Here is a 25,078-nt window from a genome sequence, read left to right as displayed (position 1 = left end):
CTTGGTCCCGTGGGCGGGTCAGCCCGCGAGGAGCTTCTTCACCACCGCGGCGACGCGGCCGCCCTCGGCCTGGCCGGCCACCTTCGGGTTCACGATCTTCATGACGGCACCCATGGCCCGCGGACCCTCGGCACCGGCCGCCTTGGCCTCCTCGACGGCCTGGGCGACGATGTCGTTCAGCTCCTCGTCGCTGAGCTGCTTGGGCAGGTACGCGGCGAGCAGCTCGCCCTCGGCCTTCTCCCGCTCGGCGCTCTCGGCCCGACCACCCTGCGCGAAGGCGTCCGCCGCCTCCCGGCGCTTCTTCGCCTCCTTGGTGATCACCTTGAGGACCTCGTCGTCGGAGAGCTCGCGCTTCTCCTTGCCCGCGACCTCCTCCTTGGTGATCGCGGTGAGCGTCAGCCGGAGCGTCGAGGAGCGGAGCTCGTCGCGCTCCTTGATCGCCGCGTTGAGGTCTTCCTTGAGCTTCGACTTGAGCGTGGTCATGGGTTGATTGTCGCAGGTATGGGCGGCGCGGCGCCCGTTCATTTAAAGGGCGCTGGGGGAACGGCACTTAAGGGACCGTGGGGGAAGCGGTGCCGGCGGAGTCTGACACGATGGGCGTATGCGCGCGCGATACGGAGTACCTCTGTCCATCGCGGCGGCTGGCGCCGCCGGTCTGGCCTACGCGGCGGGTTTCGAAGCCCGCTCCTTCCGCCTCCGACGGGTGACGATCCCCGTCCTGCCCGCCGGTATGCGCCCCCTGCGCGTGTTGCAGGTCTCCGACATCCACATGGTCGGCGGACAGCGCAAGAAGCAGCGGTGGCTGCGCTCGCTGGCCGGGCTGCGCCCCGACTTCGTGATCAACACGGGCGACAACCTCTCCGACCCGGAGGGCGTCCCGGAGACCCTGGACGCGCTCGGCCCCCTGATGGAGTTCCCGGGCGCGTACGTCTTCGGCTCGAACGACTACTACGGCCCGAAGCTGCGCAACCCCGCCCGCTACCTGCTGGAGAAGGCCCAGGGCCGCCACGGCCTGAACGGCAACGCGCCCGCGGTCAACGTCGTCCACAACCCGTGGGAGGACCTGCGGGACGGCTTCGACGCGGCCGGCTGGCTGAACCTCACGAACACCCGGGGCGTGCTGAAGGTCGACGGCGTGTCGGTGGAGCTGACGGGCCTGGACGACCCGCACATCAAGCGGGACCGGTACGCGCGCGTGGCGGGCGGCCCGTCGGCCTCCGCCGACTTCTCGATGGGCGTGGTGCACGCCCCGTACCTGCGCGTCCTCGACGCGTACACGGCAGACGACTACCCCTTGATCCTGGCCGGCCACACCCACGGCGGCCAGCTCTGCATCCCCTTCTACGGCGCCCTGGTCACCAACTGCGACCTGGACGCGGACCGTGTGAAGGGTCTGTCGACGCACACGGCGGAGGGTCGTACGGCGTACCTGCACGTGTCGGCCGGGTGCGGGACGAACCGGTACACGCCGGTGCGGTTCGCCTGCCCGCCGGAGGTCACGTTGTTGACGTTGGTGGGCCGGGAGTAGGTTCACCCGTCCCCCATACGGCCCACCCGCATCGCCCCTTTTGTCGTATTTCTCTAGCGTGAGGGGCATGACCGCGCCGATACCCAGGGACATCCCGGACCTGCCCGCGATACCGCGGACCCACCGGCTGCTGCCCTCCTTCGTCCCCGCCGCTGCGGTGGTGCCCCCCGTACGCCGCCCGCTGGCCGCCATCCTCCGCGTACTCCTCGCCGGCACGGCGGCCGCGGGCGTGGCGTTCGAACTGCGGCTCGGCAGCGCGCCGCGGGTGCTGAGCCACTTCGCGATCCAGGCCGACCTCTTGCTGGCCGCAGTCATGCTCCTGTCGGCCCGCCGCGCCTGGACAGCCCGCCGACCCCTCCCCGCGGCCCTGACCGGCGCCGCGCTGCTCTACGTCACGATCAGCGGCCTGGTGTACCACCTGCTCCTGACGGACGCGGCAACCCCGTTCTCCCTGACCGGTACGGCGACGGCGACGCCCTCGGACTGGCAGACGATCGCCAACCAGCTCATCCACACGGTGACACCGGTGGCGGCGGTACTGGAGTGGCTGCTGTTGACACCTCCCGGCCGGCTGCGACTGCGCCAGGCGGCGACATGGATGGCGTACCCCTCGGCCTACCTGGTGTTCTTCCTCACCCGGGCCGAGCTGATCCGGCCGGGCACGCCCAGCCGCTACCTCTACCCGTTCCTCGACGCCGAGATCCACGGCTACAAGCACGTCCTGGCCAACGCCCTCCTCCTCGGCCTCTCCGTCTACGCCCTCGCCGTCCTCCTCGTGGCCCTCGACCACACCCGCCCCGACCCGATCCACCACCGCGCCAAAACCGGATTTCGTCTCCAGCCACCAGTGGGCTAAAGTAAACGACGTCGCCGCGACAAGCAGGACCAGCAGCGACATCGGGGTGTAGCGCAGCTTGGCAGCGCGCTTCGTTCGGGACGAAGAGGTCGTGGGTTCAAATCCCGCCACCCCGACACAGGTCAGAGGCCACATACGGATTTCCGTATGTGGCCTCTGTCGTGCTCGGGGGGCCAAACAGGGGGCCAAAGGAAGTTGATCAGGCCACCGCGCCGCCCTCTGCCTGCTCCTCCGCCCCCTCCCCTTCCTGATCATCGGCGAAGATGTCGTCCATGGCTTCGGCACCCTTCGTGATCACGGGTCGAAGCTGCTTCCGGTAGACCGCCTCGGTGGTCGCCTGGCTGCTGTGTCCGACCAGCAGGGCGATCGTCTCCAGCGGGATGCCGTGGTCGGAGAGCAGGGACACGAAGCTGTGTCGCAGCTCCCGCGGCGTCCACTCCGGATTCAGGCCGGCCTTCCTCACGATGGCCTTGAAGTCGCGCCGAACGTTGGCCGCGTCGAGCGGCTCGCCGGTCCTGGTCGTGAAGACGCGACCGGTCCGGCTCCACTCCATCCCCCTCGATGCCCGCTCCTGCTGCTGCCACCGCGCGTGCTCTTCGAGGACGTCGACCACTTGCTTCGGCAGAGCGATCGTGCGGCGACTCTTCTTCGTCTTCGTCTCGCCGTGCTTCCGCACCGAGCGCCACACCGCGACGTGCGGCGGGATGCCGTCCTTCGTCTCCAGGAACACGTGGTCCCACGTGAGGGGACGTGCCTCCTCCGTGCGTACGCCGCTCAGGAGCGACAGCACCAGGTACGAGCACAGCCGCGAGCCGCGCGCGGCGGCGAGCACGGCTTTGGCCTGCTCCAGGTTCAGTGCCTTACTCGGCCGGCCGGGGCGCCCCTCCGGCGCGGTGACGAGCAGGGCCACGTTTCGTGCCGCCTTGTCCCTGCGCTGAGCATGCGCGATGGAACGGCGCAGGATCGCGAGCAGGTCACGCAGGCTTCGCGTGGCAAGCACTTCGGCCCTGTCGTCCAACCAGTCGTCAACGTCGTCCGCGCTGAGATCCTTCAGCTTGGCCTTGCCGAGCAGTGGAATCAGGTGCTTGTTCGCCATGCTGCGGTCTTTGCTCAGGGTCTGCTCGTCGCGCCCCTTCAGGCCACGCTCCAACCAGTCGGTCACAGCGTCGGCCACGGTGTAGTTCACCGGTGACTTGACGCCGGTCTGCACCTCCTTCTTCAAGTCCCGGATCTTCTGCCGCACTTCGGTCTTGGTCTTGCCGTAGACCTTCGGCCGGCGCCGCTTGCCGTTCGGGGCGTAGCCCAGGGAAACGGCCCCGACGAACCGGTTCTTGGCCTGGTCCCAATAGATGGTGTCTTCACCGTGACCGGCCCTGGTGACGCGCTTGGGGGTCTCGCTCATGCTGCGTTGTGCCTCCAAAGATGCAGGGCTGCGCCCTGGTGGACGCGGCCCTGTGCAACGGGGTGTTGGGGAATCAGGCGGTGGCTTCTGCCTCGCGCTTGAGGAGTTCGACGTACTGCGCGATGTACTCCGGCGGCACGAGTCGGCGCCGGCCGATGCGCACGGTCTGAAGTCGTCCGAGGCGTATCTCCTCGTAGACCGTCGAGCGTCCGATGCGCAGAGCCTTGGCCGCTTCTTCGGGCCGGTAGAGGAGCTGTTCGGCAGGTACAGCAGCGGTTCTCATGCGGCGGTGCCTCCTCGGCAGGGGTCCGGGGCTGCGGCCCCCTTCCTGTCAGGTCCGCTACTTCCGCTACCTCCGCTACCGCCCTGGTCAAGGCCATGATCCGGGTAGCGGATGGGGGCAGCGGTGGCGGATGGAGCTGCTACCGGCCCCGGAGTCGTGGCCGGAGCAGGTAGCGGACAGGGCGTCGCGGTAGCGGATGCGGAGTACCGATCCGCTACCCCTTCTAGGGCTCTGACCTGCTCGGTAGCGCCGGTAGCGGAAGTAGCGGACTTTCCGCGGGGGGCGGGCAGTAGCGCTGCCACGCGTCGTGCAGATCGGTCGCGTAGTAGCCCTTCATGACGCTTCCGCCGGTCTTGATATTGCGGGCCGCAATCGGGGTGTTGCCCGCGGTCATGTACTCCCGAAGCATCCGCGACAGCCCGCGCGCGTCGAGCGGCTTGCCGCTCATGTCCGCCCATGGCCCTCTTCGAGGCTGTGCAGCCTGTCGAGGATGGCGACGGTGGGTAGACGGTCGATGCCGTTGAACACGTAGTCGCGCAGGTCTGTGAGCAGGCGGATGCCGATGCTGCTCTTGTCGCTGGTCTTGGCCGCGTTCACCAGCTCGATGCAGGCGGCACGCGCTCGCTGCGGCCACGTGCCGCCCGCGGCGTCCGCGATGGCGAGCAGGGGCTCCCACACATCCGCGGGCCGGTCGCTGATGCCCTCCGGGAGTTCCGGGAACACCCCGTCGACCTGGTCACGAACGGACTGCGCCCAGCTGGCCAGCCGCTCGCGCAGCGCGTGTCCCTCCTTCTCGTGGATGCGCTGCCGGAACGGCTCCACCTGCTCGTTCGGGGCACGGCGCCGCATGCGGACGATGACCGAGCGCGTGAGGATCGTGTCCGGCAGCGAGCCGAGCCCGGCGACCGCGACGGCGCAGAACGACGCGAACTCCTGTACCTGCTGGTTGGAGCCGTCGCCCACGCAGCGCCACATGACGCCGGAGCGGCGGTGCCCGGCGTTGAGGAAGCCTCGGAGCTGTTCGTTCTCTCGAGGTGGCCTTGGACAAGGGACGGCGGTTGCTCGAAGGGATGCAGTACCCCGAGAACCTCGACAATCATTTTGTGGTTGACCCGGCCAAGTTCGACTTCTACGCAATGGACTGCTATCGCCTCGTCGGCGAAGACAAACTTGCACGCACGCTTGCCGACGAAGTGCTGAGGGCGGGAACGGATTTCGATGGCACTGAGCGCTCGCCGATGCGGAACGCGGAAGCGCGCGTCACCCTCGGAGTTACGGCGGCGCGAGCGGGCGACTTGGAGCAGGCACTCATCATGGGAGAGCGGGCCCTCGAAGGGGACCGACAGTCCGTGCCGTCCCTGATCATGACCAGCCGTGAACTTGCTGCTGAAATGAAGCGCCGGCATGCCGCAGAACCCGCGGCACGGGACTACCTGGCCCGACTGCATGCGCTCGGGCAGGAAAGCCAGGTTTCTTGCCTCAATAGAGCGCAGTCGTGCTGTCACGAGCCAGTCTTCCCACCCTTGATGGTCCCTCGCAGGCAGTCTTGCAGCATGCCAGACAACATCGCCCGAATGATCGCAGGGGCCAGCGCAGCGTTTACCGCGTGCAACATGGCCATTTCCTACGCCAACTACCGCAGAGTTGGACCCCGATTGAAGGTGAAATCCGACTTCGATATCGTGACGGAGATTCTGCCAGATGGAGACACACGTGGTTTTTACTACTTGAAGATCCGGGTTCGCAACAACGGACAAGCGCCGGTGAACCTCAGAGGGGTCATGGTGCAGTTCCGAAATGATCTCTATCAACGTCTCAGCAAGCATGGCCTCTCGAGCAAAAGAACGTCGTGGGGACATGCTTGGCATCCACGACTCCCTGAAGGATCTGCCATGGAGGTCGGTCCCTTCGGTGGAATCCAGTGGCACGTGAAGCTGACTGATAAGAGCTTGCGGATCCTTGAGAAGGGCGGAAGACACCTGCGCGTAGGCGTGGAGCTATCGTCCGGAGTGATCGCTTACGGCCGCTGGCATCGCAAGCCAGGCTGGCTCCCTCCCGGCCTCAGCACGGAGGCAGAGAGCGGCCAACTGTCGTTCGATGACATGGACCCTTAGGTAGCCGTAGGAGGCCAGCAGCAGAAGGCTGAGCAGCACAGAAGCGAGCTAGCGTAGAGAAGTCAGGGGGCCAAACAGGGGGCCAAATGAGGCAGCCGCACCGAGACGGTCCCGGACGGCGATGGACAGCACCGGAACCGAACGAGCAGGTCCGTGACCCCGCAGTGAGGTGACGAGGGCGCCTGATCGCGTTCGGGACGAAGAGGTCGTGGGTTCAAATCCCGCCACCCCGACAGCTGGATAGCAGTTCAGAGGACCCTTACCGATTCGGTAAGGGTCCTCTGGCGTTGCTGTGTGTCTACTGTAAGTGCGTGACCGTCGATTTCTGAGTGACTGCTGCGTGACTACGGCCGCTGTGGATCAGTGCGGATCTGTGCCGAAGATGCCGTCCACGACCACGGCACCAGTCTGGATCACGGGCCGGATCTGCTTCCGGTAGACCTCCTCGGCCACGGCCGTACCGGAGTGCCCGACGAGCCGCGAGATCTCTTGCAGCGGGAAGCTGTGCGGGAGCTCCCGCGGCGTCCACTCGTCGGCGTCGATCCGTCGACATCCTTGAGCGCCTGGCGGAAGGTGCGGCGAGCCGACGCCGGCCCTGATCTTCGAGTTGCTGCCGGAGCGCATCCCACACTTCCGGCTTGCCCGACCAGCGCGAGCGGATCTACGTCGCTGAGCAGGTGATGGAAGAGCGACCGAGAAGGCCGGCGTCACGGAATGCTAGGGCTTGATGTTCTGGTTCAGGTGGAACAGGTTTCCTGCGTCGTACTTCCGCTTGACCTCGACGAGGCGGTCGTAGTTGCTCTTGTAGTTGGCCCTGATCCGGTTCTGGTCGTCGTCGGCCATGAAGTTGACGTATCCGCCTTCCTCCGAGTGCGGGGCGGTCGCTTCGTAGTAGTCGCGCACCCACGCGATGTTGGCCTCGTTGGCGGATGGGTCGGGCCACATACCGGCGATGACGGTGGCGAACGAGGCGTCCCGGTAGGCGAAGGCCGTTGCCTCCGGTGCGACTCGGTGGCAGGCACCGTTGATGGGGTAGATGTGTACCGTCGAGTTCACGGCCGGCAGACGGGGCCCGTGCTGCACGTGCGCTGCGATCGCGGCGTCGCTGAGGTCGGTCACGAAGTTGGCCTTCCAGTAATGCTGGAGGCCGGGCGGTACCAACGCGTCGAAGGCGCTGTTGAGCGCGGGGTAGGGCATGGGCCCGACGTGCTCGGCGACTACCGGCGCAAAGTCGTGGAAGGCCTGGAGGGCGCGCTGCCCCTCGTCCAGCGGCCCCGCCCAGCACGCCACGATCAGGACGAAGGGGTCGCCGTGCCGGTTCTCCGGGATGAACGGGAGCGGCGGGGCCAGCTGGAAGGCCGGGAAGCCGCCGAGTTCCTCTGGCGCATCGGCGATGTAGTCGCTGAAGGAACGCAGCACTGTGGCGGCGTCTTCCAGTTCGTAGAGAATCGGCCCGCCGTAGATGTCCTTGACGGAGCTGAGCCGGAACTCGAAGGAGGTCACCGCGCCGAAGTTGCCCCCGCCACCGCGAAGGGCCCAGAAGAGGTCGTCGTGCTCCTCCTCGCTCGCGACGAGCAGTTGGCCGTCCGCGGTCACCACATCGGCAGAGATCAGATTGTCGCAGCTCAGCCCAAGTCCGCGGGAGAGATAGCCGATGCCGCCGCCGAGGGTGAGCCCGCCGACACCCGTGGTCGAGATGATCCCCCCGGTCGTCGCCAGACCGAAGGCGTGCGTCGCCGCGTTGAAGTCACCCCAGGTCGCGCCGCCTTCGGCACGTGCCGTCTGTCGCGTGGGGTCGACCCGCACGCCACGCATCCCGGACAGATCGACCACGACGCCGTCGTCGCAGGTACCGAAGCCGGGCACGCTGTGCCCGCCACCACGCACCGCCAGGTCGATTTCGTTCTCCCGTGCGAAGTCGACCGCGGCCATGACGTCGCCCGCGTTGACGCAGCGCACGACGGCGGACGGCCTCCTGTCGATCATGGCGTTGTGGACCTTGCGCGCCTCGTCATAGGCATCGTCGTCAGGGGTGGCGACCGCCCCGCGGACACGTTCACGCAACTGCTCGATCGAGAGCTTGCCCATAGCAATCGCTCCTCGCGCCTGTACCCCGTCGGCTGGGCCAGGAAGGCGCGACGCTACAGAGGCGGGCCTCTGGACTCTCTGTGGGATGTCACACCCCGCCACGCGCCCCGCCACTGAGCCCGGTCCTCTTTACGCTACGCCGATGGCGCGAGGCCTCAACTCGAGATCCGTGAAGCCCTGACTCCGTCAGTCAAGGGTCTCGGCCGCCTCGGAGTCGTTGGTCGGCTCGGACTCGCCGATGTCGTTGTTGGTCGCGGCCCAGCCGGCCAGCGGGTTCAGGGCATCTCGCGATCGGGACGCGCTAGAAGCCCAGGGGGCAGACCTTCAGGCCGGCCGAGCGGGCTTTGGTGATTGCCTCTGTGGCATAGCGGCTCGATTCGTCCAGGTAGTGATTCGCCCGGTCTTCATTGCCCATTGAGCCCCAATACACGGCTGTTTCCCATTCCTTCGCAGCGGAATCGGCCGTGAAGTAGGCGTCGTTCATGGCACCCTGCAGCTGCGAGGGCACCTCGACCGCTCCCCAGTCCTTGAGTGCTGCGCGTATTATTTCGCCCCGCCGTTTCAGGTATGCGGTGTACGCCTGTGAGTCCTCGCCGCTCGGCTCCGGACCCAGGGCATCCAGATCTGGCCGGTGCCTCGCACAGGCGCGATCGGCCTTGTCCGTGTAGCTGCTGCCGGTGGTCTCGTCCCCGACCCACGAGACCACTCCCCAAGCGATGGGGATCGCTGCCAGGACTACTCCGGCCACAGCGATAATCGCCGCTCTATTGGTCCGCGAATCGTCGCTCAATGTCACTCACCCTGTCCGTGTGCCGGCGCGAGTGAACCTAAGACCGGCTGGAACACCGCACCAGATGTCCGGCGTGCGGAATTGGCGCACGCGGGAGCAGAAGGCGCGAGGAAGTGCGCCGTTACCTCAGGTAATCTGCCGCTCGGGCAGGCGGTGTCACGGTGTCGCCGTTTCGGGTTCGTCCGTGGCGGACGGGTGTATGTATCTGCCCTCGTTGAAGGGGGTGAACCAGGATCTGAACGATGTGTCGGGGGTCGATGCGTCGTAGAGCCACTCGTGGTCCAGGTCGCCGTAGAGGGTGTCGGCGAAGGCGGACAGGGCGGCGGAGACCTGGTCGTCGAGGAGGTCGTGGAGTTCCAGGGTCGTCGTCGCCTCGTTCAGGAGGAATCTCAGGGCGAGTTCCTCGGCGACGCAGCTGAGGCGCTGGAAGCTTCCGTCGGTGAAGCGGGTGGTCAGGGCGATCACGGTCACCAGGAAGCGGCGGGCGAAGCGGGCGTCGTACTGGAGCGCGTAGCGGTCCGGAAGGCGTTCCAGGTGCCACAGGGGTCCCTCGCATTCCGCGACCGTGGCGTCCTCCTGGGTCAGGACCTGCACGTCCTCGAAGAGTTCGTCCACCAGGACGTCGGTCGCGTAGACCAGCGCGCCCGCGGCGAGCCGGGCACTTTCCCGGGAGACGGCGAACACCTCGTCGCCGCCCTCCCTCTCCTCGAACTCGAACTCGAACTCGTCGTCGACCTCGTCCTCGTCCTCGTCCTCGACCTCGACCTCGACCTCGTCGTCCACGACGCCGAACACGGCCAGGGGGAAGGAGCGCAGTTCCTCGGCCAGCCCCAGCATCCGGCTTCGTACGGCCGAGGTCTTGTCGTCGGCGTCGTGGCCCGCGTCGGTGCCCTCGACGGTCGGGCTCTGGGTGTGGCGGGCCTTGCGGGCGGCGGGGTCGTCAGGCGGCGCGTCGGGACCGTCGGCCGCCTCGAGGCTCTTCCTGGCCAGGTCCTGGTGGAGTTCGACCTCGCACCGGTCGATCGTCCAGTCCGCCAACACCTCGGTGCGCTCCAGCAGTTCGTCCACGAGCACGCCCACCGAGTCCTCGGCGAACTCCAGGGCCGGAGCCTCCACGACGACCTTGAGCAGGGCGCCGCCCGGGTGGACGGCCACGATGGTGTCGAGAACATCGACTTGCACGCCGTCGGGCCCCTCGACGGCCCGGACGGAGTCGAATCCGTCCTCGAGGAGTGCCACGGCGCCGGCGCGCTGGAGCGGGTCCATCTCCGGAGTGCCCTCCGGGATGCAGATGTCAACGGTCACTACGTACGTCACGCGTCCGAGCCTTACAGGAGTAACCGCCCCGCGCGAGAGAACGAACCCGTCCGCACAGTGAATTCGGACTCTCCGCCGTACGTGGTGTGGCGGTACATCGACCGACACACCCCGGGCTCGTGATCGCCTGGCTGAGAAGCCCATGGTCGCCTTGGTCGCCTTGGTCGCCTAGGTTGCCTTCTCCACGGTGGTGACGAGTGGGGACGGTGGTCAGTACGCTCATGGCGCTCGCGGCGCCGCTCCCCCGGGACCTGCCCGCCCCATCCACACCCCAAGGACAGGACCCCGTGTTCGGACTGAGCGAAGTCGCCGTCATCCTCGTCGTCGTCATAGCCGTGCTCGCCGCCAGGAAGCTTCCGGGTCTGGCCCGTTCGGCGGGCACGTCGGCCCGCATTCTCAAGGCCGAGGCCCGCGCGGAGCAGGAGGACGGCACGCGGCCCCGGGTCGTCGTGGGCGAGACCGTGCCGCCGGGCGACACCGGCGAACACCCCGGCGGACACCCCTCCGCCCAGGCCCCCGGCCGCACGGCGTCCTAGCGCCTGCCAGCCCTACAGCCCTACAGCCCGGCAGCCCGGCAGCCCGGCAGCCCGGCAGCAGCTCCCCCGGGCCCGGCGGCGTCACAGATGGACGCGGTGGGAAAGTGCCGCTTCCCGGCGGTCGTTGCAGCGGGTGGGCGGGGCCTCGGGGAGGAGCGGCCAGTCGTGGTGGGCCTGGAGGGCGGCGCTCATCAGGGTCATGAGGAGGGCGATGTCCGCCTCGCACTCCATGCGGACGGTCACCCAGTGCGAGCCGGGCACCAGCCGGATCGCGGTGGAGTGTCGTAGGTCGTGCTCGAAGCGGCGGATCGCCCCGGTCGTGAGGTGCAGGTCGACGCTCCGTTCGGAGTGGAAATGCGCGATCTCGGCTCTGGTCGAGCGCAGGGCCCGGCCAATGCCGCAGCTGGGCTGGGCCTCCGCGAGGTCCGGCCAGCTCGCCAGTCGATTCAGGGCATGCCAGGCCGCCGTCATGGCACCATCATGAGGCGCTCACCCCCCAGCCACCAGAGTTTGAGGGAGACTTAACCGGCCCGTAGCGCGAGAACGGCCGGATCCGGGTGAGCCTGCGCGGCCGGGGCATCCGCCGTGGAGCCCGGCCGCGCGGGGTGGGTCAGCGTGCCGTGACTGCCGGTGTCGTGGCCGAGCCGTTCGTCCAGGCGGTGCGGCGGGCCGTCACCTTCACGGTGACCTTCTGTCCCTTGTCGGCCTTGACCAGCACGTACGTGGACCTGGTGGCCCCGCTGATCACCTTGCCGTTCCGCTTCCACTGGTACGTGTACGAGGTCGCGGCCGGGGTCCAGGTGCCGTGGTTGGCCGTCAGCTTGCCGCCGACCTTGGCGGTGCCGCTGATCGTGGGGGCCTTGGTGGCCTTCAGCGCGGGGCCGACGGCGACCGTGGCGGCGGCGGAGGTGGAGACCACCGAGCCGGCCGCGTTGGTGACGGTGGCCCGGCAGGACACCTTGTGGGCGTAGTCGGCGGCGGTCAGCGTACGGGTCCTGGCCGTCGCGCCCGTGATGGCCTTGCCGTCGCGCAGCCAGGACCACGCCGTGGTGGCGCGGTAGCCGGTCGAGGCGGCGGAGCAGGTGACAGTGGACCCCGTCCGCACGCTCCCGCCGATCGTCGCCTTCGTGGTGATGACCGGCTTGGCCAGCAGCGTCTGCGACTGGCCCCACAGCTGGGAGGTGTAGGCGCCGCCGCCCGCGTAGACCGCCTTGCGCCACACGACCGTGGCCCGCCCGTCGGGCCCCGCGGCCACCTCGCCGGCGAGGGCGTCGGTGTTGGGGACGGCGGGAACGGGCGTGCTGTTCAGCGCGGTCGCGGCACTCCAGGTGCCGTTCGCCCGCACCGCCCACTGAAGGTGGTTGTCGTCGCCGTTGTCGATGCTCGGCACCTGCGGCCACACGACCTGGACCGTGCCGTCGCCGCCGATCGCGGCCGACACCTGCCAGTTCACATAGCCCGTGGACAGCGTCTTCGGCGCGGACCAGGCGCCGGTCGCCGCGGTGCGGGTGGCGGTCTGCACGATCGGGGTGCCCGTGGCGGCGCTCCAGCCGGTCCACACGTAGGTGACATCGCCGTTGGGCGCGGTCAGCGGGCCACTGTCGTCGCTGGGGCGGACGGCGGCCGCCGCGGTCTGCGCGGAACCCCACGTCCCCGAAGGGGTTGTCCTGGTCACGGACTTGAGGTCGCCGGTGCCGGTGCCGGCGTCGGTGACGTCGAGCCAGAGCACGGTGGTGGCGTCGTGCGCGTTCATCGTCACCCGCACGTCGCCGACCGAGGCGTCGGTGCCCGGCAGCACGGCCGCGCCGCTCCAGTCGCCGGCCGCGGTGCGGGTGGTGGTGGTGAGGGCGTGCTCGCCGGAGAACCAGTCGTAGGCGTCCCAGGCGACGGTGGCCGCGCCGTCGGGGGCCACGGCGAGCGAGAGGTCGCCGACCATGCCGCTGGTGACGCCGCCCAGGGGCTTGGGCGCGGACCAGGCGGCGGCGCCGGGGGCGAGGGTCGCGCTCACCACGTCGAACTGCAGGGCCTGGTCGCCCTGTGTCCATACGGCGGTGAGGGTGCCGTCGGCCGCGCCGGCCAGCTGGGGCGCGGACATGTTCAGGCCGGTGTGGGTGGCGAGCGTGGCGGGCGCCGACCAGGTGCCGGCGGTCGGGTCCCAGGTGGCGGCGAGGGCGGACAGCGAGCCGTCCGTGCCGTTGCCGGCCACCCAGGTCACCACGGCCCGCCCGTCGGCCGTCACGGCCAGCCGGGCCTCGGCGGTCTTGCCGACGCCGGTGAGCAGGGTGTGCGGGGCGCTCCAGGTGTCGCCGCCCGCGGGCTTCACGGCGGCCCGGACCTCCCAGGTGGACTCCCCGGCCGCCTTGTCGCGCCACAGCGCGAACGCGGTGCCGTCGGCGGCCGCCCGTACGTCGATGAGGCTCTGCTGCCCGTCGGCGCCGGTCAGCGCGGCGGTGGTGCTCCAGGGGCCGGCCGCGGCGGTGTATCCGGCGGCGGTCGCGGGCAGTGCGGGCAGCAGGGTCAGCGCGGTCACGGTCGCGGTCACCGCCGCCGCGGCGGCGGCCCCTCGTCCCCGTATGTTCAGTGCCACAACGACTCCCACTCCCCCGGAGGATGATCGCCGATCAAGGTGCCGGCGAGAGGGACAGTACCGGGCGGCCGCGCGTGCGGGCAGGTCAGGGGGCCATGGGATGGTCAAGGGGACCAGGGGACGGTCAAGGACGGCCCGGCCGGTACGTCAGTTGTTCCACGACTCGTCGTAGGGGTCCCGGGGCGCCGGTACCGGCTCGGCGGCGGTCACCTTCAGGAAGGGGATCGGCCCGTCGTTGACGGGGTCCACGAGCCGGCGCGGCGTGTAGGTGCCGGTGACGGTCAGCCAGGTGTCCGGCTGGAGGACCGGCGGGATGTGGCCGGTCAGGGCGACCTTGACCGGCTGGGCGTCCGCGGCACAGCAGTTGAGGGCCATCCGGATCAGATACGGGGTGCCGTCATGGTCCAGGGCCACGAAGCCGGTGACCTGGACCTCGCGGCCGGCGAGGGTGCGGCCGTGGTCGTAGACCGCGCGGCCGGCGTAGTCGACGAGGCTGAGGCGCAGCGGGCCGGTGGCGGGGAGGGCCGGGTAGGCGAGGGGCTCCTGGAGGGCCGTACCGGTGCGGGTCGCGCTGTAGGAGCCGAGGGCGGGCGGGGCGACCAGGATCAGGGCGAGCAGCGGGAGGACGAGAAGCCAGGAGATCCGGGGTTCGCGGTGCGGGTGACCGGCGGCCGGCTGCTCCCGCTGGCCCTGCCGGTCCCCGTGCGCCCCCTGCTGCTCTCCCTCCCCCTGCGCCCCTTTCCCCTGCCGCTCCTCCTCCCCCTCCTCCAGAGCACCCTGCGCCCCCTGACCCTGCCGCATCCGCTGCTCCCCCGGCCCCTGCCGCGCCCCGCGGCGTTCGTACCAGGCCGTCGCCAGCGCCGTGAGGATCAGGATCGCGCCGGACGCCAGCAGCAGCGGGCGCAGGCCCGCCTTGACGTACCGGAGGTAGAGGTCGGTGGTGCCGGCGTGCAGCAGGGCCGCGCCGAGCAGGAAGAGGACGGCGGCCTGGGACTGTCGGTTCACAGCAGGACCGCTCCTGTCAGCACGGCCGACGCGACGGCCAGGACGAAGGTCATGGGCGCGAAGCGCACGGCGAAGGCGCGGCCGAAGGTGCCCGCCTGCATCGCGAAGAGCTTGAGGTCGATCATCGGGCCCACCACCAGGAACGCGAGCCGGGCCGTCAGGGAGAACTGGGTCAGGGACGCGGCGACGAACGCGTCCGCCTCCGAACAGATGGAGAGGACCACCGCGAGCACCGCCAGGGCCAGCACCGCGATCACCGGGTTGTCGGCGGCCGTGCGCAGCCAGCTCTCCGGCGCGACCGCCTTCAGCGTCGCCGCCGCCATCGCGCCCACCACCAGGAAGCCGCCCGCGTGCATCACGTCGTGGCGGACCGCGTCCCAGAACGCGGCGCCCTTGGTCTGCCCCTCGTGGTGCGTGTGCGCCGGGGGCCGCATCCAGTCCGTACGGCCCACCCGCTGCCACAGCCAGCCCATCGCGCAGGCGACGAGGAGGCTGGCGACGAACCGGGCGACGACCATCTCCGGGTCACGCGGGAAGGCCACGGCCGTCGCCGTCAGCACGATCGGGTTGATGGCGGGGGCGGAGAGGAGGAAGGCGAGGGCCGCGGCGGGGGTGACACCCCGGCGGACCAGCGCGCCGGCCACCGGGACCGACGCGCACTCGCAGCCGGGCAGCACCGCGCCCGCGACCCCGGCCACCGGGACGGCGAGCGCCGGACGGGACGGCAGCGCGCGGGCGAAGAACGACGGCGGGACGTAGACCGCGATCGCCGCCGACAGCAGCACGCCCAGCACCAGGAACGGCAGGGCCTGGATCACGACCGCCACGAACACGGTCGTCCAGCTCTGCATCACCGGGGCGGACAGCGCCCCGCGGATGGGGCCCTGGAGCAGGACGAGGAGCAGCAGGAGCAGGGTGAGGGCGAGGGGGGAGGTCAGCCGGCCGGGCTGGTCCGCCGAGGGCTCCCGGCGCGTGCCCTCCTGGTGCGGGGCCTCCTCGTGCGGGGCCTCCTTGGTGATGGCCACGGTATCGGGCACCTCCGCCTGTTTCTCGCCTTCCCTCCCCGTTCATACGGGAGTTCCGCTCCCCATTCATACGGGAGTTCCGCTCCGCACGTTCACCGCCCCCGTGGAACCTCCCGCCCCGGTGAGGCAGTCTTCTCCCTCGTGGGAAGTCATACGGGGAGCGTTCCGCATCAGGGCCGGACGCCGGGCGGCGCCGGCGCGCACATGGTGGTGTGCGGCGACGACGGCCTCGCGCACCGGCTCGCCGCCGAACTGCGGGGAGTCTACGAGGAACAGGTCACCCTCGTCGTGCCACCGGCCGATCGCGCGGTGCGGCCGCCGGTCGTCGGGCGGGCCCGCGCGGTGTCGGCGGCGCTCCTCGACCGGGTGGTGAGTGCGGCCGTCAGCCGGGCGGCCGGAAACGGCACCGCCCCGGGCAGCGGTGAACCCGCGGGCGGGGAACGGACGCTGGAGGCCGTCGAGCCCACCGAGGCCGTGCTCGCCGAGGCGGGTGTGCAGCGGGCCGCCGCGCTGGCGCTCGTGTACGACGACGACGAGACCAACATCCGCGCCGCCCTCACCGCCCGCCGCCTCAACCCCCGGCTGCGGCTCGTGCTCCGGCTCTACAACCGGCGGCTCGGGCAGCACATCGAGGAACTCCTCGACCAGGCGGCCGCGTTGGCCTACGGCGGCGCCGCGGGGGACGGGTCCGGTGGCGGGTCCGCGGACGCCTCGACGACCGTGCTGTCCGACGCCGACACCGCCGCGCCCGCGCTGGCCGCTGCCGCCGTCGCCGGGACCACCAGGGTCGTGCAGACGGACGGGCTGATGCTGCGGGCCGTCGAACGTCCCGCGCCCGACCCCGGGGAGAGCGCCGGACCGGGCGGCCTCGCCACGCTCGCGCTGCTCTCCGCGAACGGCAACGACCCCGCTTTCGCGGACGGTTCCGAGAGCAGCGGCGACCAGGGGCCGCTGCTGCTGCCCGACGCGGCGGCGGTGCGGGCGGCGGCCGGGCGGCGCGGGTCCGTCGTCCTGGAGCAGGTGTCGTACTCGGCCGGGCCCGCGCTGCCCGCCGGGCGCGGGGTGGGGGTGGTGGCGCCGTTCGCCTCGCTGTTCTCACGGCGGCTGCGGTGGTCGCTGGCCGGGCTGGTGGGGTGTGTGCTCGCGCTGGCGGTGGCGTTGTGGGTGGTGACGGGCATCCATCCGCTGGGGGCGCTGTATCTGACGCTGCTGGACCTGTTCGCCGTCAACGACCCGGCGGTCGGGAAGTCCACCGAACGGCAGGTGCTGCAACTCCTCACCGGGCTCATGGGGTTGCTGCTGTTGCCGGTGCTGATGGCGGCGGTGCTGGAGGCGCTGGGGACGTTCCGCGGGGCGGGTGCGGTGCGGCGGCCGCCCCGGGGGCTCGGCGGCCATGTCGTCCTGCTCGGGCTGGGGAAGATCGGCACCCGGGTGCTGACCCGGCTGCGGGAGCTGAACATCCCCGTGGTGTGCGTCGAGGCCGGGCCCGAGGCGCGAGGGGTCGCGGTGGCGCGGCGGCTGCGGGTGCCGGTGGTGCTGGGGGACGTCACGCAGGAGGGGGTGCTGGAGGCGGCGAAGATCCATCGCGCGCACGCGCTGCTCGCCGTGACCAGCTCCGACACCACGAACCTCGAGGCCGCGCTGTACGCCCGTACGCTCCGGCCCGATCTGCGGGTGGTCCTGCGGCTGTACGACGACGACTTCGCGACGGCGGTGTACCGGACGCTGCGGGCCGCGCATCCGCATGCGCTGACCCGGAGCCGGAGCGTGTCGCATCTGTCGGCGCCCTCGTTCGCCGGGGCGATGATGGGGCGGCAGATCCTGGGGGCGATCCCGGTGGAGCGGCGGGTGCTGCTGTTCGCGGCGCTGCTGGTCGGGGAGCATGCGCAGCTGGCGGGGCGGACGGTCGGGGAGGCGTTTCGGGCCGGGCACTGGCGGGTGGTGGCGCTGGACACCGGGCTGGACGCCGGGGAGGAAGGGCGGCGCGGGTCGGGGCTGGTGTGGGAGTTGCCGGACACGTATGTACTGCGGGATGCCGACCGGGTGGTGCTGGCGGCGACCCGGCGGGGGTTGGCGGAGTTGCTGGGGCGGCGGGCGCGGGGGGTCGCCGGGTAGATGACCGGCGTGGAGGTGGGGGGTGGGGTGCGGGAGGTGGGTTGCGAGGGGGGCGGGGTGGGTGGGTTCGCCCGCCCGCGCGTGCGGGGTGCCGTCGGCCGACCCACCACCCCTGAGTGCCCACACCCAAGACCCCCTGAGGCCCACACCCACCACCCCTGAGTGGTCCTACGCGGGCGCCCCCAGATGCCTTTCCGCGAAGTCCAGTTCCAGTCTCACCTGCTTGATGCGTTCGTCCACGACCAGGGAGCCGTGGCCCGCGTCGTAGCGGTAGACCTCGTGGGTGGCCCCCCTCATCTCCAGGCGTTTGACGTAGTTGTCGATCTGGCGGATGGGGCAGCGGGGGTCGTTGACTCCGGCCGAGATGTAGACCGGGGCGGTGACCTCGTCGACGTAGGTGAGGGGCGAGGAGGCCTCGAAGCGGTCGGGGACCTCCTCGGGGGTGCCGCCCAGCAGGGTGCGGTCCATCGCCTTCAGGGCCTCCATCTCGTCGTGGTAGGCCGTGACGTAGTCGGCGACGGGGACCGCCGCGATGCCCAGGGCCCACGCCCCGGGCTGGGTGCCCAGGCCGAGGAGGGTGAGGTAGCCGCCCCAGGAGCCGCCGGTGAGGATCAGCCGGGCGGGGTCGGCGAGGCCGGAGGCCACCGCCCACTGCCGCACCGCCTCGATGTCCTCCAGCTCGATCAGGCCCACCCGGACCTTCAGCGCGTCCGTCCAGGCCCGGCCGTACCCCGTGGAGCCCCGGTAGTTCACGCGGACCACCGCGTAGCCGTGGTCGACCCAGGCGGCCGGAGCGGCCGCGAACGCGTCGCTGTCGTGCCAGGTCGGGCCGCCGTGGATGTCGAAGACGGTGGGGAGGGGGCCGGTGGCCCCGACCGGCTTCTGGACGAGGGCGTGGATCCGGCCGCCGGGGCCGTCCACCCACACGTCCTCCACCGGGACCGAGCCGGGGGACTTCATCCCGGGCGGGTCGAGGACCGGGCCGCCCGTGGTGGAGCGGACGGCCGGCGGCTCGGCGGCGGAGGACCACAGGTACTCCACGCTGCCGTCGGGCCGGGCCGTCGCGCCGGACACCGTGCCCGCCGGGGTCGCCACCTTCTCCAGGCCGCCGCCGGCGAAGTCGTAGCGGAACAGCTCGCTGCGGGCCTCGAAGCCGTGCTCGATCAGCAGGCCCGAGCCGTCCGGGTACCACTCCGCGCTCACATCGCCCGGCAGGTCCAGTGCCAGGTCGGTCTGGGCGCCGGTGGCCACGTCCCACACCAGGGGCTCCCAGCGGCCCCGGCGCTGGTGGCCGATGAGCAGCCGGGTGTCGCCGTCGACGGGCGCGAAGCCCAGGACCTCCAGGCCCAGCTCCCGCGTGCCGCCCTCGGTGTCGTCCAGCTCGGCGACGGTGGTGCCGTCGGGGCGCAGGACGCGCAGCGCGGAGTGCATCGCGTCGCCGTGCTCGGTGTGTTCGACGGCGATCAGCGTGCCGTCGTGGGAGAGGTCGCCCACGCCCGCCGACTCACGGTGGCGGTACAGCTCGAAGGGGGGCTCCCCGACGCGCGCGACGTGGATCGTCGTGCCGTCCTCGTCGGTGGAGCGGCCCACCACCGCCGTCCGGCCGTCGCGGCCGAGGGCCAGGCCCGCCGGGTAGGAGGGGTCCAGGCCGGGCGTGGCCAGGTCGTCCTCGCCGCCTTCGAAGGGCTGGCGGCGCCAGACGCCGAACTCGTCGCCGTCCTTGTCGTCGAACCACCAGATCCACGCGCCGTCCGGCGAGAGCACGCCGTCCGTCGTACCGTTCGCCCGGTTCGTCACCTGGCGCTGCTCCCCGGTGGAGCGATCCCAGGCATACAGCTCATACGTCCCCGTCGCGTTGGACACGAACAGGGAACGGTCGGGCGCGTCCTGCGCCCAGTCGGGCAGGGACACCCGGGGCGCCCGGAAGCGCTTCTCCCAGGCCGGCATCTCCTCGGTCCGCTCCGGCGCGGCGGACCCGTTGCTCTCAGTCATGGCCCCATACTGCCCGCCCGCGCCGACAATGGAGCATCCTCGCCCCCAGCCTGTGGACGACTTCGCACCAAGCTCTCACCCCGCCAGCCGCTTCCACGGAGCCGCCCCGTACCGTGGGGGGCGTGTACCGGTTTCTGCTGACGCCCCGCTGGTGGGGGATCAACGTCTTCGTGCTGCTGGCCATCCCCTTCTGTGTGCTCATGGGGTCCTGGCAGCTGAGCCGGTTCGAGTCGCGTGTCGACGACTCCCGCGCCGCGAAGGCGCAGGCCGAGTCCGCGCGTACGGAGGCGGCCCGTCCGCTCGCCGAGATGCTCCCGGTGGACAAGGCGACCGCGGGCAGGCAGGTCACCGCCACCGGCCGGTACGGCGAGCAGCTTCTGGTGCCCGACCGCGAGCTGGACGGAAAGAGCGGCTACTACGTGCTGGCGCTGCTGCGGACCGACGGCGGCGAGGTGCTGCCCGTCGTGCGCGGCTGGCTGCCGGGCAGCCCCGACCGGGCGAAGGTCCCGGCCGCGCCCTCCGGCGAGGTCACCGTGACCGGCGCCCTCCAGGCGTCCGAGCAGCCCGGTGACAACGGTGTGAGCGCCCGCGGCGGCCTGCCGGCCGGCCAGACCGCTGCGATCAGCGCCGCGTCCCTGGTCAACCTGGTGCCGTACGACGTCTACGACGCCTGGGTGACCCTGGCCACCGCCGACCGTGGGATGACGACCGTGCCGGCGGGCACGACGCCCGGCACGGGGCTCGACCTGAAGGCGTTCCAGAACCTGGGCTACGCCGGCGAATGGTTCGTCTTCGCCGGGTTCGTGGTGTTCATGTGGTTCCGGCTGCTGCGCCGCGAGGTGGAGTTCGCCCGGGACGCGGCCCTCGGGATCGTCCCCGAGGAGGCCGCCGGGCCGGCGGTGACCGTGGTTCAGGACGAGGCCAGCACGCCCGTCCGGTAGACCGTCCCCGCGCAGGCGTCGGACACCGTCGCCGAGACCGCCGTGGTGCCGTCCTCGGCCGTGTAGGTCACGACGACGCTGCCGTCGACCGTGCCGTCCTCGGTGAGCAGTTGGGTGGTGGCGCCGGAGCTGGTGTCGCCGGTGGTGCCCACCGGCTCGCTCGGCGAGGGCGAGGGGGAGGACGCGCCGCCGGTGCTGCCCCCGGTGGTGCCGCCCGTGGTCGGGCAGGTCTCGGAGGGCACCCAGGCGAACTTCACGTCGTACGCGGAGCCCGGCGCCAGGACGTGCTGGGTGACGTAGAGGGAGGGGTCGGGCAAGCCGGCCGCCGCGTCCCCCGAGACGTGTTCCACCACGGTGATCTTCGTGGCGTCGGCCGCGCCCTGGGCGGTGGGCGTCACGGAGACGGCGCCGCCGACGGTGCAGCCGGTGGTGGAGACGTTGGCGACGCGGAAGGTGCCGTAGACGATGCCGGCCGCGTCGGGGACGGCGACGTCGGCGCTGGTGGAGCCGAGCTGGGACGCCGTGCACACCGGGGCGGACGCGGCCGAGCTGGAGGTGTGGTCGGTGCCGCTGCTGGCGCCGGTGCCGTCCGTGCCCTTGGTCTGCCCGGTCTCGGTGGCGTCGCCCTTGGTCTGCTCACCGGTCTTGCCGGAGGAGTCGCCGACCTTGCCCGAGGAGCCGCCGTCCGGGCCCTTGCCCTGACTCGCGCCCCCCTGCGCCTGGGAGGCCTGGCCGGCGATGGAAGGGTTGGCGGCGGAGCCGCTCGCGTTCGAGACGTGGAGCAGGGCGGGGACGGCGGTGCCGACGAAGAGCGCCGCGGCCGCCATGCCGACGGCGGCCTGCCGCTTGCGGGCGCGGCGGGCGGGGACGGCGCGGCGGAGCTGGTCCAGCGTTCCGTCGCGCGGTTCCATCTCCTGGACCGCCTGGTGCAGCATCCGGCGCAGTGCCAGCTCGTCCGAGTCGAGCCCGTCGGGACCCTGGTCGTCGAGGTGGTGGTTCACGGTTGAGTTCCCAGCGTGCGATTGCTTCGGCTCTTGGGTGGGCGGCGACGTCGGCTCGTGCCACGCGTACGGCTCGTGGCGCTCGTGGGAGTCGCGTCCCTCGGCTTCGTCGCTCACGCCGGCGCCTCCATCGCGATGCGCAGGGCCGCGATGCCGCGCGAGCCGTACGCCTTGACCGAGCCGAGGGATATGCCGAGGGTCTCGGCGACCTGGGCCTCGGTCATGTCCGCGAAGTAGCGCAGCACGAGGACCTCGCGCTGGCGGCGCTGGAGGCCCTTCATCGCCTTGATCAGCGAGTCGCGCTCCAGCAGGTCGTAGGCGCCCTCCTCCGCGCTGGCCATGTCCGGCATCGGCTTGGACAGCAGCTTCAGTCCGAGGATGCGGCGGCGCAGGGCGGAGCGGGAGAGGTTGACGACGGTCTGGCGCAGATAGGCGAGGGTCTTCTCCGGGTCACGGACGCGCTTGCGCGCGGAGTGGACGCGGATGAAGGCCTCCTGGACGACGTCCTCGCAGGAGGCGGTGTCGTCGAGGAGGAGGGCGGCGAGGCCGAGAAGCGAGCGGTAGTGGGCCCGGTAGGTCTCGGTGAGGTGGTCGACGGTGGTGCCGGCGGCCGCGGTTTCCTCGGCGCCGTCACGCTGACTGGGTATGCGGGCGGGCCGCGCTGCGGGCATGGGCGCGATCACCGGCATGCCGCCGGGCGCCCCGGGCACGCGGGGCCGGAGGGCGACGCGGGGCGGCCGTAGAGCCGTGCCGCGGGTCGCCGCGGGGAAGTCGAGTACCTCTGCCACGCCAGTTGGACACGCTTCCCCCCGTGAGGGTTGTACGCGTCTGCCGTCACTTTCGCGCCAGACCGCGAAACCGGCACCGTTCTCATCCGTCCCGCTCTTCCCCTATATCGCATATGGACGGGCGTCCCCACGCCCGGATCACGGCGTCCCCATGCGCTGTGATCGTTCACACCCCTGCGCCACCTGAAGGGTGACCGCAAAGACGCTCCCCGCCCTGCGCACGGTTGCGAAGAGCGGGGAGAAAAATCTTCGAACGCCAAAGGTGTCCGATACAAGTGATCAGGACCGTCGACCGGCTCACATCTCTGTCCGTAGATCCTACAAACGCCTCATGCTCTGGCCAGCGGTTTTCTCACCCGGAACGTTACCCCCGCTCCGCCGCCACCAGCTCGGCGATCTGCGTGGCGTTGAGAGCGGCTCCCTTGCGCAGGTTGTCCCCGCACACGAACAGTTCGAGGGCCGTGGGGTCGTCCAGCGCCCGGCGCACCCGGCCCACCCAGGTGGGGTCGGTGCCCACCACGTCCGCGGGCGTGGGGAACTCGCCCGCCTCCGGGTTGTCGAAGAGGACGACCCCGGGGGCGGTGGCGAGGATCTCGCGGGCCCCGTCGACGGTGACCTCGTCCTGGAAGCGGGCGTGGACGGTGAGCGAGTGCGTGGTGACGACCGGGACCCGTACGCAGGTCACGGCCACCGGAAGCTTCGCCAGCCCGAGGATCTTGCGGGACTCGTCCCGCACCTTCATCTCCTCCGACGACCAGCCGCCCTCCCGCAGCGATCCGGCCCAGGGGACGACGTTCAGCGCGACCGGCTCCGGGAACGGCCCGGTGTTCTCCCCGATCGCCCGCCGTACGTCACCGGGGTGGGTGCCCAGCTCGGTCCCGGCGACCAGCGAGATCTGCTGCCGCAGCGTCTCCACACCGGCCCGCCCGGCCCCGCTGACCGCCTGGTACGACGACACCACCAGCTCGCGCAGCCCGTACGCGGCGTGCAGCGCGCCCAGGGCGACGATCATCGACAGGGTCGTGCAGTTGGGGTTGGCGACGATCCCGCGCGGCCGGGCGTGCACCGCGTGCGGGTTGACCTCGGGGACGACCAGCGGCACGTCCGGGTCCATCCGGAAGGCCCCGGAGTTGTCCACCACGACGGCGCCCCGGGCGGCGGCGACGGGAGCCCACCGCTCGGCGATCTCGTCCGGTACGTCGAACAGCGCGATGTCGACCCCGTCGAAGACCCCCTCCGACAGGGCCAGCACCTCGACCTCCTCGCCGCGCACGGCCAGCTTGCGGCCGGCCGAGCGCGGCGAGGCGACGAGACGGATCTCGCCCCAGATGTCCGCCCGCTGGGACAGGATCCGGAGCATGACGGTGCCGACGGCCCCGGTCGCTCCCACGACCGCGAGCGTCGGTCGGGACGTCATCGCCCGGTGCCCCCGTAGACGACGGCCTCGTCGCTGTCGGAGTCGAGCCCGAAGGCGGTGTGCACGGCGCGCACGGCCTCGTTGACGTCGTCGGCGCGGGTGACGACCGAGATACGGATCTCGGAGGTCGAGATCAGCTCGATGTTCACACCCGCGTCGGAGAGGGCCGTGAAGAAGTCGGCCGTGACGCCCGGGTTGGTCTTCATCCCGGCGCCGACCAGCGAGATCTTCCCGATCTGGTCGTCGTAGCGCAGCGAGTCGAAGCCGATGCCGGACTTGTTCTTCTCCAGGGCGTCGATGGCCTTGCGGCCCTCGGCCTTGGGAAGGGTGAAGGAGATGTCCGTCAGTCCGGTCGACGCGGCCGACACGTTCTGCACGATCATGTCGATGTTGATCTCGGCGTCCGAGATCGTCCGGAAGATCGCGGCGGCCTCGCCCGGCTTGTCCGGCACGCCGACGACCGTGATCTTGGCCTCGGAGGTGTCGTGCGCGACACCGGAGATGATGGCCTGCTCCACCTTCTGGTCCCCAATCGGCTCACTGCTGACCCATGTGCCCTGAAGCCCGCTGAAGCTGGACCGGACGTGGATCGGGATGTTGTAACGGCGGGCGTACTCCACACAGCGGTGGAGCAGCACCTTGGAACCGGAGGCCGCCAGCTCCAGCATGTCCTCGAAGGCGATCCAGTCGATCTTCTTCGCCTTCTTCACCACCCGCGGGTCGGCGGTGAACACGCCGTCGACGTCGGTGTAGATCTCACAGACCTCGGCGTCGAGCGCGGCGGCGAGGGCGACGGCGGTGGTGTCCGAACCACCGCGGCCCAGGGTCGTGATGTCCTTCTTGTCCTGGCTGACACCCTGGAAGCCGGCGACGATGGCGATGTTGCCCTTGTCCAGCGACTCCCGGATGCGGCCCGGCGTGACATCGATGATCCGGGCTTTGTTGTGGACCGAGTCGGTGATGACGCCTGCCTGGCTGCCGGTGAAGCTCTGGGCCTCGTGGCCCAGGTTTTTGATCGCCATGGCCAGCAGCGCCATGGAGATCCGCTCTCCGGCGGTCAGCAGCATGTCGAACTCACGCCCGGCCGGCATCGGGGATACCTGCTCGGCGAGATCGATCAGCTCGTCCGTCGTGTCGCCCATCGCGGAAACGACGACGACCACCTGGTGGCCGTTCTTCTTCGCTTCCACGATTCGCTTGGCGACGCGCTTGATGCCCTCGGCATCGGCTACGGAGGAGCCTCCGTACTTCTGCACGACAAGGCCCACGTGCGCTCCTCGCTCAGTTTGTCTC

21 protein-coding genes, 1 tRNA gene and 2 pseudogenes are annotated in these 25,078 nt (G+C 70.7%); 7 read left to right on the top strand and 17 right to left on the bottom strand.

Annotated elements, in window-relative coordinates:
* Window positions 1–18 precede the first annotated feature (18 nt).
* Window positions 19–483, bottom strand: a complete 465-nt coding sequence (locus tag ACZ6D7_RS25800; protein ID WP_469495147.1) for a GatB/YqeY domain-containing protein — start codon at window positions 481–483, stop codon at window positions 19–21.
* Window positions 484–601: 118 nt separating this feature from the next.
* Between ACZ6D7_RS25800 and ACZ6D7_RS25795 the strand changes: the two genes are divergently transcribed.
* The 3 genes from ACZ6D7_RS25795 to ACZ6D7_RS25785 all read left to right on the top strand — a co-directional run bounded on the left by ACZ6D7_RS25795 (window position 602) and on the right by ACZ6D7_RS25785 (window position 2,500).
* Complete coding sequence (locus ACZ6D7_RS25795) at window positions 602–1,528, top strand: metallophosphoesterase (protein WP_469495145.1); 927 nt, start codon at window positions 602–604, stop codon at window positions 1,526–1,528.
* A 67-nt stretch (window positions 1,529–1,595) separates the two neighbouring features.
* The gene (locus ACZ6D7_RS25790) at window positions 1,596–2,384 is read left to right on the top strand and encodes a Pr6Pr family membrane protein (protein ID WP_469495142.1); all 789 of its coding nucleotides are present in this window, start codon (window positions 1,596–1,598) and stop codon (window positions 2,382–2,384) included.
* 42 nt (window positions 2,385–2,426) lie between these two features.
* A tRNA-Pro gene (locus ACZ6D7_RS25785) sits at window positions 2,427–2,500 on the top strand.
* Window positions 2,501–2,583: 83 nt separating this feature from the next.
* Here the strand turns inward: ACZ6D7_RS25785 and ACZ6D7_RS25780 are convergent.
* The 3 genes and pseudogenes from ACZ6D7_RS25780 to ACZ6D7_RS25770 all read right to left on the bottom strand — a co-directional run.
* Entirely contained in the window at window positions 2,584–3,786 is a 1,203-nt protein-coding gene (locus tag ACZ6D7_RS25780; protein ID WP_469495139.1) for a tyrosine-type recombinase/integrase, read from the bottom strand.
* Window positions 3,787–3,859: 73 nt separating this feature from the next.
* A complete protein-coding gene (locus ACZ6D7_RS25775) occupies window positions 3,860–4,069 on the bottom strand; it encodes a helix-turn-helix domain-containing protein (RefSeq protein WP_469495136.1) in 210 nt (69 codons plus the stop codon).
* Between the two features lie 223 nt (window positions 4,070–4,292).
* Window positions 4,293–5,098: pseudogene (locus tag ACZ6D7_RS25770) on the bottom strand (DUF3631 domain-containing protein); the annotation flags it as partial.
* Between the two features lie 5 nt (window positions 5,099–5,103).
* Here ACZ6D7_RS25770 and ACZ6D7_RS25765 point away from each other — a divergent pair.
* On the top strand, window positions 5,104–6,183 hold the full coding sequence (locus tag ACZ6D7_RS25765) for a tetratricopeptide repeat protein (protein ID WP_469495544.1): 1,080 nt from the start codon (window positions 5,104–5,106) through the stop codon (window positions 6,181–6,183).
* A 360-nt stretch (window positions 6,184–6,543) separates the two neighbouring features.
* On the opposite strand, the pseudogene ACZ6D7_RS25760 reads toward ACZ6D7_RS25765, so the two are convergent.
* The 4 genes and pseudogenes from ACZ6D7_RS25760 to ACZ6D7_RS25745 form a co-directional block, all read right to left on the bottom strand.
* A pseudogene (locus tag ACZ6D7_RS25760) lies at window positions 6,544–6,773 on the bottom strand (site-specific integrase); the annotation flags it as partial.
* A gap of 127 nt (window positions 6,774–6,900) precedes the next feature.
* The gene (locus ACZ6D7_RS25755; protein ID WP_469495133.1) at window positions 6,901–8,271 is read right to left on the bottom strand and encodes an FAD-binding oxidoreductase; all 1,371 of its coding nucleotides are present in this window, start codon (window positions 8,269–8,271) and stop codon (window positions 6,901–6,903) included.
* Window positions 8,272–8,572: 301 nt separating this feature from the next.
* The gene (locus ACZ6D7_RS25750) at window positions 8,573–9,061 is read right to left on the bottom strand and encodes a hypothetical protein (protein ID WP_469495130.1); all 489 of its coding nucleotides are present in this window, start codon (window positions 9,059–9,061) and stop codon (window positions 8,573–8,575) included.
* A gap of 156 nt (window positions 9,062–9,217) precedes the next feature.
* Window positions 9,218–10,378 carry a hypothetical protein gene (locus ACZ6D7_RS25745; protein WP_469495128.1) on the bottom strand — a complete coding sequence of 387 codons (1,161 nt, stop codon included), beginning with the start codon at window positions 10,376–10,378 and terminating at the stop codon, window positions 9,218–9,220.
* A 287-nt stretch (window positions 10,379–10,665) separates the two neighbouring features.
* Here ACZ6D7_RS25745 and ACZ6D7_RS25740 point away from each other — a divergent pair, with 287 nt between their 5' ends.
* The gene (locus tag ACZ6D7_RS25740) at window positions 10,666–10,914 is read left to right on the top strand and encodes a twin-arginine translocase TatA/TatE family subunit (protein WP_469495125.1); all 249 of its coding nucleotides are present in this window, start codon (window positions 10,666–10,668) and stop codon (window positions 10,912–10,914) included.
* Window positions 10,915–10,995: 81 nt separating this feature from the next.
* On the opposite strand, the gene ACZ6D7_RS25735 is transcribed toward ACZ6D7_RS25740, so the two are convergent.
* The 4 genes from ACZ6D7_RS25735 to ACZ6D7_RS25720 form a co-directional block, all read right to left on the bottom strand.
* The gene (locus tag ACZ6D7_RS25735) at window positions 10,996–11,385 is read right to left on the bottom strand and encodes a luciferase domain-containing protein (RefSeq protein WP_469495123.1); all 390 of its coding nucleotides are present in this window, start codon (window positions 11,383–11,385) and stop codon (window positions 10,996–10,998) included.
* A gap of 139 nt (window positions 11,386–11,524) precedes the next feature.
* Window positions 11,525–13,501 carry a hypothetical protein gene (locus ACZ6D7_RS25730; protein ID WP_469495120.1) on the bottom strand — a complete coding sequence of 659 codons (1,977 nt, stop codon included), beginning with the start codon at window positions 13,499–13,501 and terminating at the stop codon, window positions 11,525–11,527.
* A 147-nt stretch (window positions 13,502–13,648) separates the two neighbouring features.
* Window positions 13,649–14,506 carry a TIGR03943 family putative permease subunit gene (locus ACZ6D7_RS25725; RefSeq protein WP_469495118.1) on the bottom strand — a complete coding sequence of 286 codons (858 nt, stop codon included), beginning with the start codon at window positions 14,504–14,506 and terminating at the stop codon, window positions 13,649–13,651.
* Entirely contained in the window at window positions 14,503–15,531 is a 1,029-nt protein-coding gene (locus tag ACZ6D7_RS25720) for a permease (protein ID WP_469495114.1), read from the bottom strand. The genes ACZ6D7_RS25725 and ACZ6D7_RS25720 overlap by 4 nt, the downstream gene beginning before the upstream one ends.
* A 204-nt stretch (window positions 15,532–15,735) precedes the next feature.
* Between ACZ6D7_RS25720 and ACZ6D7_RS25715 the strand changes: the two genes are divergently transcribed.
* Window positions 15,736–17,646, top strand: coding sequence for an NAD-binding protein (locus ACZ6D7_RS25715; RefSeq protein ID WP_469495511.1), 1,911 nt, complete (start codon window positions 15,736–15,738; stop codon window positions 17,644–17,646).
* Window positions 17,647–17,814: 168 nt separating this feature from the next.
* Here ACZ6D7_RS25715 and ACZ6D7_RS25710 read toward each other — a convergent pair whose 3' ends face one another.
* Window positions 17,815–19,638 carry a S9 family peptidase gene (locus tag ACZ6D7_RS25710; RefSeq protein WP_469495111.1) on the bottom strand — a complete coding sequence of 608 codons (1,824 nt, stop codon included), beginning with the start codon at window positions 19,636–19,638 and terminating at the stop codon, window positions 17,815–17,817.
* Window positions 19,639–19,760: 122 nt separating this feature from the next.
* Between ACZ6D7_RS25710 and ACZ6D7_RS25705 the strand changes: the two genes are divergently transcribed.
* The gene (locus ACZ6D7_RS25705) at window positions 19,761–20,579 is read left to right on the top strand and encodes an SURF1 family protein (RefSeq protein WP_469495108.1); all 819 of its coding nucleotides are present in this window, start codon (window positions 19,761–19,763) and stop codon (window positions 20,577–20,579) included.
* On the opposite strand, the gene ACZ6D7_RS25700 is transcribed toward ACZ6D7_RS25705, so the two are convergent.
* The 4 genes from ACZ6D7_RS25700 to ACZ6D7_RS25685 all read right to left on the bottom strand — a co-directional run bounded on the left by ACZ6D7_RS25700 (window position 20,549) and on the right by ACZ6D7_RS25685 (window position 25,053).
* Window positions 20,549–21,580, bottom strand: coding sequence for a hypothetical protein (locus ACZ6D7_RS25700; protein WP_469495105.1), 1,032 nt, complete (start codon window positions 21,578–21,580; stop codon window positions 20,549–20,551). The genes ACZ6D7_RS25705 and ACZ6D7_RS25700 overlap by 31 nt on opposite strands.
* Window positions 21,581–21,693: 113 nt before the next feature.
* Window positions 21,694–22,368, bottom strand: a complete 675-nt coding sequence (locus ACZ6D7_RS25695) for a SigE family RNA polymerase sigma factor (RefSeq protein WP_469495102.1) — start codon at window positions 22,366–22,368, stop codon at window positions 21,694–21,696.
* Between the two features lie 364 nt (window positions 22,369–22,732).
* Entirely contained in the window at window positions 22,733–23,785 is a 1,053-nt protein-coding gene (locus tag ACZ6D7_RS25690) for an aspartate-semialdehyde dehydrogenase (protein WP_469495099.1), read from the bottom strand.
* Window positions 23,782–25,053 carry an aspartate kinase gene (locus ACZ6D7_RS25685; RefSeq protein WP_469495096.1) on the bottom strand — a complete coding sequence of 424 codons (1,272 nt, stop codon included), beginning with the start codon at window positions 25,051–25,053 and terminating at the stop codon, window positions 23,782–23,784. The genes ACZ6D7_RS25690 and ACZ6D7_RS25685 overlap by 4 nt, the downstream gene beginning before the upstream one ends.
* Window positions 25,054–25,078: the final 25 nt, after the last annotated feature.

This window comes from Streptomyces sp. NPDC041784, assembly GCF_055591025.1.
The sequence above is the reverse complement of the archived record's forward strand: the minus strand, read 5'-3'. Positions and strand labels throughout refer to the sequence as shown.